Annotated in this window: 11 protein-coding genes; 8 read left to right on the top strand and 3 right to left on the bottom strand. The window is 63.2% G+C overall.

Annotation, left to right across the window (positions count from 1 at the left end; genetic code table 11):
• From ureC to AC062T_RS00795, 3 genes are all read right to left on the bottom strand, one after another.
• Window positions 1–1,341: urease subunit alpha (ureC, locus tag AC062T_RS00805; RefSeq protein ID WP_476026484.1), on the bottom strand; the 1,341-nt coding region annotated here is incomplete at its 3' end.
• Complete coding sequence (gene ureB / locus AC062T_RS00800) at window positions 1,334–1,678, bottom strand: urease subunit beta (protein ID WP_476026482.1); 345 nt, start codon at window positions 1,676–1,678, stop codon at window positions 1,334–1,336. The genes ureB and ureC, both read right to left, overlap by 8 nt.
• Window positions 1,679–1,690: 12 nt before the next feature.
• A complete protein-coding gene (locus AC062T_RS00795) occupies window positions 1,691–1,993 on the bottom strand; it encodes an urease subunit gamma (RefSeq protein WP_476026486.1) in 303 nt (100 codons plus the stop codon).
• Window positions 1,994–2,315: 322 nt separating this feature from the next.
• Here AC062T_RS00795 and urtA point away from each other — a divergent pair, with 322 nt between their 5' ends.
• From urtA to AC062T_RS00755, 8 genes are all read left to right on the top strand, one after another.
• Entirely contained in the window at window positions 2,316–3,614 is a 1,299-nt protein-coding gene (urtA, locus tag AC062T_RS00790) for an urea ABC transporter substrate-binding protein (RefSeq protein WP_476026480.1), read from the top strand.
• A 98-nt stretch (window positions 3,615–3,712) separates the two neighbouring features.
• Window positions 3,713–4,597 carry an urea ABC transporter permease subunit UrtB gene (gene urtB / locus AC062T_RS00785; protein ID WP_476026478.1) on the top strand — a complete coding sequence of 295 codons (885 nt, stop codon included), beginning with the start codon at window positions 3,713–3,715 and terminating at the stop codon, window positions 4,595–4,597.
• The gene (urtC, locus tag AC062T_RS00780; protein ID WP_476026476.1) at window positions 4,594–5,685 is read left to right on the top strand and encodes an urea ABC transporter permease subunit UrtC; all 1,092 of its coding nucleotides are present in this window, start codon (window positions 4,594–4,596) and stop codon (window positions 5,683–5,685) included. Before urtB ends, urtC begins: the two co-directional genes overlap by 4 nt.
• A gap of 4 nt (window positions 5,686–5,689) precedes the next feature.
• On the top strand, window positions 5,690–6,457 hold the full coding sequence (urtD, locus tag AC062T_RS00775; protein WP_476026474.1) for an urea ABC transporter ATP-binding protein UrtD: 768 nt from the start codon (window positions 5,690–5,692) through the stop codon (window positions 6,455–6,457).
• Between the two features lie 9 nt (window positions 6,458–6,466).
• Window positions 6,467–7,153 (top strand): ATP-binding cassette domain-containing protein, encoded by a 687-nt coding sequence (locus tag AC062T_RS00770; RefSeq protein ID WP_476026472.1) that lies wholly within the window; start codon window positions 6,467–6,469, stop codon window positions 7,151–7,153.
• An 86-nt stretch (window positions 7,154–7,239) separates the two neighbouring features.
• Window positions 7,240–8,907, top strand: a complete 1,668-nt coding sequence (locus tag AC062T_RS00765) for a purine-cytosine permease family protein (RefSeq protein ID WP_476026470.1) — start codon at window positions 7,240–7,242, stop codon at window positions 8,905–8,907.
• A gap of 8 nt (window positions 8,908–8,915) precedes the next feature.
• The gene (locus AC062T_RS00760) at window positions 8,916–9,482 is read left to right on the top strand and encodes a TetR/AcrR family transcriptional regulator (RefSeq protein WP_476026468.1); all 567 of its coding nucleotides are present in this window, start codon (window positions 8,916–8,918) and stop codon (window positions 9,480–9,482) included.
• Window positions 9,482–9,804, top strand: a 323-nt coding sequence (locus AC062T_RS00755) for a TetR/AcrR family transcriptional regulator (RefSeq protein WP_476026465.1), incomplete at its 3' end; no start/stop codon positions are given. The genes AC062T_RS00760 and AC062T_RS00755, both read left to right, overlap by 1 nt.

Below are 9,804 nucleotides of genomic sequence, written 5' to 3'. Positions count from 1 at the left end.
GGAGGGTCGGATGCCAAAGAACTTCGGCTCCCAGAGCACGAGGTCGGCGAGTTTTCCCACTTCGACCGACCCCACCTCTGAGTCGATGCCGTGCGCAACAGCGGGGTTGATCGTGTACTTGGCAACGTAGCGGCGCGCGCGTTCATTGTCGGCGGGCAGGGCGGTGGAGAGCGCTCCGCGGCGGGCCTTCATCACGTGGGCGACCTGCCAGGCCCGGGTGATGACCTCACCAATGCGCCCCATCGCTTGGGCGTCGGAGGAGACGATGGATAGCGCACCCATGTCGTGCAAGATGTCTTCGGCGGCAATGGTGGTGCCCCGAATGCGCGATTCCGCGAACGCGAGATCCTCCGGCACCGCCGGGTTGAGGTGGTGGCAGACCATCAGCATGTCCAGGTGCTCGGCGACCGTGTTGACGGTGTGGGGCAACGTGGGGTTGGTCGAGCCGGGAATGATGTGCGGCAACGAAGCGATGCTGAGGATATCGGGGGCGTGACCCCCTCCCGCGCCTTCCACATGAAACGCGTGGATCGAGCGTCCGTTGATCGCGCCAACGGTCGACTCAACGAATCCAGACTCGTTCAACGAGTCGGAGTGCAGGGCCACTTGCAGTCCGAACTCCTCTGCTGCCCGCAGTGCCGCATCGATCGCCGCAGGGGTTGAGCCCCAGTCCTCGTGCACCTTGTAACCCGCGGCTCCGGCGAGGGCTTGCTCCCGCAGGGCTTCTGCCGAGACGGTGTTGCCCTTGCCCAGCAGCAAAAAGTTCACCGGCAGGGCGTCGAGGGCGCGATGCATGGTCTGCAAGTGCCAGGCGCCTGGGGTCACCGTTGTCGCCTTTGATCCCTCTGAAGGGCCTGTGCCGCCGCCCACGATGGTGGTGATGCCCGTGGCGAGCGCCTCGTGAATCTGTGACGGCGAGAGCAGATGCACGTGGGAGTCGATCGCTCCGGCGGTGAGAATCTTGCCTTCGCCAGAGATCACATCGGTGGAGGGTCCGATCGCGAGGGCGGGGTGCACGCCATTGGCGATATCGGAGTTGCCGGAGCGCCCGAGCCCGACGATGCGTCCGTCGCGGATGCCAACATCGGCGCGCACGATTCCCCACCAATCGAGCACGATCACATTGGTGATCACCGTGTCGAGGGCGCCATCGGCGCGGCTGGTCGTCCCCTGCGCCATCGACTCCCGAATGGACTTGCCGCCGCCAAAGACGGCTTCCTCACCCCCGGCGGTCAGGTCGTGCTCAATCTCGATCCAGAGGTCGGTGTCCCCCAGGCGCACCTGGTCACCTTGCGTGGGGCCGTAAAGGGAGGCGTAGACATCGCGGGGGATCTCAACCATCGAGTGATTCCTTGTTCTGGTTGCCGAGTTGGAGGCCGGGAACCCGACGGTTGCCGAGCAAGGCCACGACGGCGAGTTCGCGGGAGGCACCGGGCTCAAAGCGTTGGGAGGTTCCCGAGGGAATATCGAGCCGAAAGCCGTGTGCCGCGGCGCGGTCGAACTGCAGCCCCGCGTTGGCGTCGGGCAAATGGAGGTGGGAGCCAATCTGAATGGGGCGGTCCCCCGTGTTGAGAAAGACGAGGGTGAGCCGCTGTTCGGGGGTGCGATCGCCGTTGAGCACAATGGTGCCGGGGCGCACCCGAATAGCGCCGGGGCCGGACGAGTTGTGGCCTGCCATTGGTCACTCCCTCTAAATAATCGGTGCGTGCACGGTGACGAGTTTGCGCCCGTCGGGGAATGTCGCTTCGACCTGAACGTCGGAGAGCATTTCTGCAACGCCCTCCATCACCTGGTCGCGGCTGAGCACGGTTCGCCCCTCCACCATGAGATCGGCGACGGCGCGTCCCTCGCGGGCGCGCTCGATGACCCAGGTGCTGAGCAGGGCGACCGTCTCCGGGTAGTTGAGTTTGACGCCGCGCTCAAGCCGATCCCGCGCGACCATCCCCGCTACGGCCAGAAGAAGCTTCTCGTTATCCGCTGGCGTCAAGTGCACGCTGTCCCCTCTCACGTCACTAATGCTGGTTCACTGCCATTGATCCGAGACCCACGGCGGAGGCTGGATGTCAGGAGTCTGCCATAACCCGGAGGGTCGCAAAGCGCTTCACCCGTTGAGGATTCCGCCGCTTATCCGCTAGTCCGCCGTGTTTAAAGGCATCGAGCCTCCGAGCGCGGAGGAACTGTTTACTAGCGCGATACATTCCGGAAATGGCAGGGCAATGCCAGGCGCCCAGGGTGAACACATCCACAGCAGTCGGCAGTGTTCTGGCAGATACCGCCCTCAGACTCGCACCGAATCACATCGAATGGAGTTCTACATGCTCATAACCAGCAGAGGGCGCACCAAGACGCTCCTGGCCGCAGGGGCGCTCGCAGCGACCGCAGCACTAGTACTCTCTGGATGCGGCGCCCGGGTGGGCAACACGACGGAGTCCGCTTCGCCGGCCGCCGCCAGTTGCATCGACACCTCCGGCGACACGATCAAGCTCGGCTTTCTCAACTCCCTCACCGGGGGCATGGCCATCTCCGAGAAGACGGTCTCCAACGTGCTCCATATGGCGGCAGACGAGATCAACGCCGACGGCGGAATCCTCGGCAAGCAGATCGAATATGTCCAAGAAGATGGGGCAACCGACTGGCCGACCTTTGCCGAGAAGTCGGAGAAGCTCCTCACCCAGGACTGTGTCGCCGCGATCTTCGGCGGCTGGACCTCCTCGTCCCGCAAGGCCGTCAAGCCGGTGGTCGAGAAGCACAACGGCCTCTTCTTCTACCCGGTGCAGTACGAGGGTCTCGAGGCATCGCCCAACATCTACTACACCGGCGCAACCACCAATCAGCAGATCATTCCTGCGATGGACTTTCTCGCATCCCAGGGTGTGAAGACGCTCTTCTTGGCGGGCTCCGACTACGTATTCCCCCGTACCGCTAACGCCATCATCAAGCTGTATGCGGCCGAGCTGGGCATCGAGATTGTCGGCGAGGAATACGTGCCGCTCGACAAGGATGACTGGACGACTCAGGTGGCGAAGATCGCAGCGGCCAAGCCCGACTTCATCTTCAACACGATCAATGGCTCGTCGAACGTTGGCTTCGTCAAGGCGTACTACGACGCAGGTCTCACGCCGGACACGACCCCGATCATCTCGGTGTCGATCGCCGAAGAAGAGGCCCCGGCCATGGGTCACGAGGTCACGGGCAACTTCGCCTCATGGAACTACTTCCAGTCGCTTCAGACCCCCGACAACGCCAAGTTCATCGACTCGTGGAAGGCCTACCCCGGCAGCAGCGGGGTGACCTCTGACCCGATGGAGGCCGCCTACATCTCGATGTACCTCTACAAGGCCCTGGTCGAGAAGGCCGGTTCGTTTGAGGTCGACGATGTGAACGCTGCCGCAGCAGCCGGAGGGGTCACCTTCGCCGCACCGGAGGGCACGGTGACGCTGAATGGCGAGAACCACCACATCTCCAAGCCTGGCCACATCGGCAAGATCAACGCACAGAACCAGTTCGACATCGTCTGGGCGTCGGACGGTGTGATCGAGCCCGACCCCTACCTGGAGCAGTACGACTGGTTCCCTGCGGATGTCCGCAAGGCCCTTGTAGCTGCAGCCGGCTAGGTCGCAATCACGGCGCGCGGGGTTCTATGCCAATGGCATGGGGCCCCGCGCACCACATCCGCATCCAGAAATCTCCCCCGCACAGAGAGTGACCGCACGTGGAAGCACTCATACCGCCGCTATTGAACGGAACAGCGCAAGGCGCGCTGCTACTGCTCGCGGCACTCGGACTCACCCTCACCTTCGGCCAGATGGGGGTGATCAACATGGCGCATGGCGAATTCCTCATGGCCGGCGCCTTCATCGCCTACCTGACCCAGCAGGTCATTTCATTCACTGATCTCTCGATCCCGTTGGCTCTGCCGCTCGCGTTTCTTGGCGCCGGACTCCTGGGCCTCTTATTAGAAGTCAGCATCCTTCAGTGGATGTATCGCAGACCACTCGATACCCTTCTCGTCACCGTCGGTGTGAGCTTGATCCTTCAGCAGGCCGCGCTTCAGATCTTCCCCGCGCAGGGAGTGCCTGTTGAGAAGCCGAGCTGGCTCAACGGTCAGCTCGCCGTTCTCGGCTACAACTGGCCCCTCCGACAGGTGTTCACCATCGTGCTCGCCGCCCTCTGCGTGGCCGCGTTGTTTGCCTGGCTCAAATACACCTCCTTCGGCCGCCGTATCCGTGCAACCGTGCAGAACCGTGATCTTGCAGAGACCAGCGGCGTGCCAACTCGCGCCGTCGACCGCATCACCTTCTTCGTCGGGTCCGGCCTGGCCGGGGTTGCCGGTGTGGCGGCAGCCCTCATCGGCGGAACGAACTCGCAGATGGGGGCGCAATACATCATCCCGGCCTTTCTCGTCGTCGTTGCGGGTGGCATCGGCCAGATCAAGGGCACGGTGATCGCCGCATGGGTCGTGGGTGTCGGGATGGCGTTCTTCGCCGACTGGACGACGGGAAGCCTCGCCCAGGTGCTCGCATTCGTGCTCGTCGTCGTTTTCTTGCAGTTCCGCCCACAGGGGCTCTTCACCGTGCGCACCAGGGGGTTGGCATGACAAAACTGAGACCGTGGCTGCCTCTCATCGGCATCGGGGTGTTCGCCACCCTCCTCCTGGTCATCGCCCCGCTGACGCTCAATGCGCACTGGATCAACAACCTCGGCAAGTACTGCGCATTGGCGATCGCCGCGGTCGGCATCGGCCTGGCCTGGGGTCGGGGCGGAATGCTCGTCATGGGCCAGGGCGTCTTCTTCGGGCTGGGTGCCTATGCCATGGCGATGCACCTCACCCTCGAGACGGCTGGCCCAGACAGCCTCCCCACGTTCATGATCCTGTATGACCCGCTGGCGGGCCTCCCGGCCTTCTGGGAGCCGTTCCGCAGTGAGGCGTTCACAGTGCTCGCCATCCTGATCCTGCCCGTGATCGTGGCGTCTATTCTCGGCTATGCGCTATTCAAGCGCCGGGTTAAGGGGGCGTATTTCGCGATCCTCACGCAGGCGCTCGCCGTGGCTATGGCCGTGCTGATCAGTTCGACGATCCGCGAAACCGGCGGCGACACCGGGCTGAGCGACTTCAAGTATTTCTTTGGCTTCGTCCTCAACGACGAAGACAACAAGCTCATGGTCTACCTCATCGCGGCTGCGTTGCTCATCGTGTGCCTAGTGGTGGTCTGGCAGCTCAACCGAAGCCGCTTCGGTGAGCTACTCATCGCCACGCGTGACGCCGAGGAACGTGTGCGCTTTCTCGGCTACGACCCCGCCAACATCAAGCTGGTTGCCTTCGTGATCGCGGCCGTCATGGCCAGCATCGCTGGGGCCATGTTTGTGCCACTCGCCGGCATCATCACACCGCAAGAGATCGGAGCCTCCGCCTCCATCCTGATGATTGCGGGTGTGGCGCTGGGCGGGCGGGCCTCGCTCTTCGGCCCGGCCCTGGGGGCGATGGCAGTGGGATGGGGGCAGTCCAGCCTCGGTTCAAGCTGGCCCAGTGGATGGATCTACATCCTCGGAATGGTCTTCATCTTGGTAACCGTCTTCGTTCCCATGGGGTTGTCGTCGATCTTCAGCAAGGTCAGTGGTCTGGTGTGGCGACCACGCGCAGCGGCACCCGCGGTATCGGCGCCATACCCGAAAAGGACGGAGTAAGAAAATGACTGCTGCACAGGAATCCCTGGTTGTAACCAATCTGCGCGTCGAGTTCGATGGGTTCGTTGCCGTCGACGGAGTCTCGTTCGATGCCCACCCCGGCGAAGTTCGGTTTCTCATCGGGCCTAATGGCGCTGGCAAGACAACCTGCATCGACGCCATCACCGGGCTGTCCAAGGGAACAGGGTCGGCCACGCTCGGCGCTCAAGAACTCTTGGGAAAGCCGGCCCATAAGACGGTGCGACTCGGGGTCGGACGCACCTTTCAGACCGCGAGCGTTTTCGAAGAGCTCACGGTCATGCAGAACCTTGACATCGCCGCTGGCCTGCACCGGTCGTCACTCTCGCTGCTGCGGGCCCGCCGGGGACGTGATTCAGCGATCGAAACGGCGCTCGCCGAGACGGGACTCAGCCATGAACTGGCGACTCCTGCCGGCATCCTGTCGCACGGTCAGAAGCAGTGGCTAGAGATTGCGATGTTGTTGGTGCAAGACGCAAAAGTGCTGTTACTTGACGAGCCGGTCGCCGGCATGAGTCTCGACGAGCGCACCGCCACCGGCGAGCTTTTGGGGCGCATCGCCGCCAATCGTGTCGTGCTTGTCGTAGAGCACGACATGGATTTCATGCGCCGGTTTGCGACGAGAGTGACGGTGTTGCACCAGGGCAAAGTGCTCAGCGAAGGGTCTGTCGCTGAGGTGCAGGCTGACCCCCGTGTGCAGGCCGTGTACCTCGGCACCGCGGGCGCAGAGCCTCTCGCGACCATGGGAATGTGAGGACTTCGGATGCTTGAAATGATCGACATCGACGCTGGCTACGGCCAGACCAGTGTGCTCCAGGGTGTTTCGATTCCCAGCTCGCCCAAGGTTGTCGCCGTGCTCGGCCACAACGGCGCAGGCAAGACCACGCTGCTCCGCGCCGCGATTGGCCTCATCCGTCCGACGCGCGGAATCGTGATGTTCGACGGCGACGATGTCACACACCTGGCGCCCAACCGGCGGGTCAAACGGGGGATGGCCTATGTCGCACAGGGGCAGCAATCGTTCGGTCAGCTGACCACGATGGAGAACCTCCAGCTCGTCGCTGACGGCAGGCGCAACGGCAAAGAGAAGATCGCCGAAATGCTTGAGCGTTTTCCGGCTCTTCGGCAGTTCGCCACCCGCAAGGCGGGGCTGCTCTCTGGTGGCCAGCGTCAGCAGCTGGCTATCGCCAGGGCGCTGATCACCGAGCCGAAGCTGCTGATTCTGGATGAACCGACCGAGGGCATCCAGCCCACCATCGTCGCCGAGATTGAGGCCACCATCATCGGGCTAGCCCAGGATGGGCTCAGCGTTTTGCTGGTCGAACAGCACATTGGCTTCGCCCTGGAGGCTGCGGAGAAGTATGTCGTGCTCGCATCGGGACGGGTGACACAGTCGGGAGAAGGCGGCACGGTGGCGATGAGCGCCGTCCACGACGCAATGGTGATCTGACCGTGAACGAATCGCTCCCGAAACGCGCGCGAAACACAGCATTGGAAGAATCGTCACATCGCGGATGAGCTTGGGGGTGACGACGAGTGGCCCGAGCCGACGACGCGCGCGCGGCCGCCGAGGACAGTCTCGAGGATTACGCATTCCGCTACGTTCCCCGGTCGTTCCGACGGTGGAGCGCGCTATCGATCGGCGGCACAGCGCTCGGGTCGATCGCCTTTCTCGCCGACTTTTCAATCGGGGCGAGCATCGGGCTCCAGCACGGCACCGCCAACGCGGCACTCGGAATCTTGCTGGCCTCCGTCATCATCTTTGCCGTCGGCGTGCCGGTAGCGTTCTACGCTGCGCGCTACAACCTCGACCTTGATCTCATTGCGCGCGGGTCTGGCTTCGGCTACTACGGCTCCATCATCACCACGGTCATCTTCGCCGGATTCACCTGCATCTTCTTCGCCCTTGAGGGGGCGATCATGGCGCAGGGGCTGCAGGCCGCCACCGGCATGCCGCTTGCCGCCGGGTACCTCGTATCGACCGTGGTCGTCATCCCCATTGTCATCTTTGGGATGCGGGCGCTGGAACGCTTGCAGTACTGGACAACCCCGCTCTGGCTCGCACTCGCGCTACTGCCGCTGATCTGGATCGTCTTCACGCAGCCCGACACGGTCACCGACTTTCTCGGATTCCCCGGCGCAGACGGCGGCACGGTGCGCTTCAGCGCGATTGTCGCGAGCGCGTCGGTCTGCTTCGCGCTAACGCCTCAGCTGGCGGAGCAAATCGACTACATCCGCATCATGCCGCCGCGAATCGCATCGAACCGCAGGTCGTGGTGGGCGTCGTTTCTCTTTAGCGGCCCCGGTTGGGTGCTTTTCAGCGGCACCAAGCAGCTCATCGGTGTCTTTCTCGCCGTCTACCTGGTGACGAAGGTCGATCCCACGATCGGGGATAAGGCCGTCGAGCCGGTCAAACAGTTTCTCGGAATGTACCAATCGCTATTGCCGGATTGGATCGCTCTCTGCCTTGCCCTCATCCTGATCGTCGTCGCGCAGGTCAAGATCAATGTCACGAATGCCTATTCGGGCTCGCTCGCCTGGTCGAACGTTTACACGAGGGTTCGCAAGCGCTACCCCGGTCGCGCCGTGTTCGTGGCCTTCAACCTGGCCATCGCTCTGGCGCTCATGCTCATGGACGTGTTCAGCCTGATCTCGTTCGTGCTCAGCCTGTATGCGAACGTGGTGATGGCGTGGCTGGTCACTATCTCGGCCGATATCGCCATCAACAAATATCTGCTCAAACTCTCGCCCCTCTTTCCCGAGTTTCGGAGAGGGATGCTGCACAACTGGAACCCCGTGGGGCTAACCTCTGTGGGGCTGGCGTCCCTGTTGTCTCTGGCCTGCTTCGCTGGCCTTTTTGGGCCGGATCTGCGGCCATTCTCCGTGCTTATCGCGATCGGCGTCGCCCTCGTGCTGACTCCCCTGATGGCCATCCTCACTCGCGGCCGGTATTACCTTCGGCGCCACAGCGACGGAATCCCCTCCCCCATTCTCGATAGCGAGGGCAACCCTTCCGGGGAACGGCTGCGGTGCCACGTCACCGGCTACATGTTTGAGCGGCCCGATATGATGGTCTCGGCCGAACGGGGGCCGCACGGAGAGATTCAATTCATTTCGTCGCTCGCTCTGTCGCTCGATCGCTCCGGCCGTTATGTGCTTCCGCCAGAGCCTGGCGAGTTACCCGGAGTCGGGATACGGAAGTAGGAGGAGGCGTGGTGGAAAAGCCGGTTGATACCGAGGCGGCGATCCTCGAAAGCGCGGTCGCCCTCCTGCGAGAGCGCACGTTCGAGGACATCTCCTATCTGGATCTCGCCGAGGCCGCTGCGGTTTCTGAGCGCACGATCTACCGTCGTTTTCCCACCCGGTCCCACCTGCTGGAGGCGCTGGCCCAGTGGATCGAGTCCCACCAGTTTCCACTCCCCCAGATTCGCACGCCAGAGGAGTTTCGCACTGCTGTCCGCGAGCGATTCCGAGCCTATGAGAGGGCGCCCGGCTGCGCCTTCGTGGCGGCGCGCGGCGCCTCGCTCTCCCCCACCGCAGGGTCTGAGCCGACTCCGCTCGCTCGGGTAGTTTTTGCCGTGCTCACCACCGCAGCACCGACTCTCAACAGCCGAGATACTCAGCGCATAGCGGCGACCGCACAGTACTTCGCCTCCCCGATCTTTTGGGCTCGGATGCGCACCGGGTTCGACATGAACGCTGATGAGACGTTCGAGGCATTTGACCGGGCCATGAGCCGGGCCATGGCGATAGTGCCCCAGGTCAGTTGGGCTTCGTAATGGCCGATGCCAGCTCCGCTCCGGAGCTCTCTCCCACCCAGGTGGCGATACTCACTGCCTACTGTGAGCTGATTGAGGAGGTGGGCACCGACGATGTTTCGTTCCGCCTCATCGCCCTGCGCGCGGGCGTCGGGGAACGAACCGTCTTTCGGTATTACCCCACCCGCGTCGACCTACTCCTGGCGACCTCGGCGTGGATCGAGCGCACCATTTTCACCCGGCAGGAGTCGGACTCCATCTTTGACGTGCCCCTCGCGATCCATGAGGCGATGGAGGCTTACGACCGCCGCCCGGAACTTGCACACGTCGTGGCCGAAACAGC

This window comes from Homoserinimonas sp., assembly GCF_056262345.1.
This window is presented reverse-complemented; position numbering and strand designations above follow the sequence as displayed.

Coding starts and splice junctions, on each gene's coding strand:
- ureB (WP_476026482.1), bottom strand. CDS start 1,678: ATGGCAGGCCACAACTCGTCCGGCCCCGGCGCTATTCGGGTGCGCCCC.
- urtA (WP_476026480.1), top strand. CDS start 2,316: ATGCTCATAACCAGCAGAGGGCGCACCAAGACGCTCCTGGCCGCAGGG.
- urtC (WP_476026476.1), top strand. CDS start 4,594: ATGACAAAACTGAGACCGTGGCTGCCTCTCATCGGCATCGGGGTGTTC.
- urtD (WP_476026474.1), top strand. CDS start 5,690: ATGACTGCTGCACAGGAATCCCTGGTTGTAACCAATCTGCGCGTCGAG.
- AC062T_RS00770 (WP_476026472.1), top strand. CDS start 6,467: ATGCTTGAAATGATCGACATCGACGCTGGCTACGGCCAGACCAGTGTG.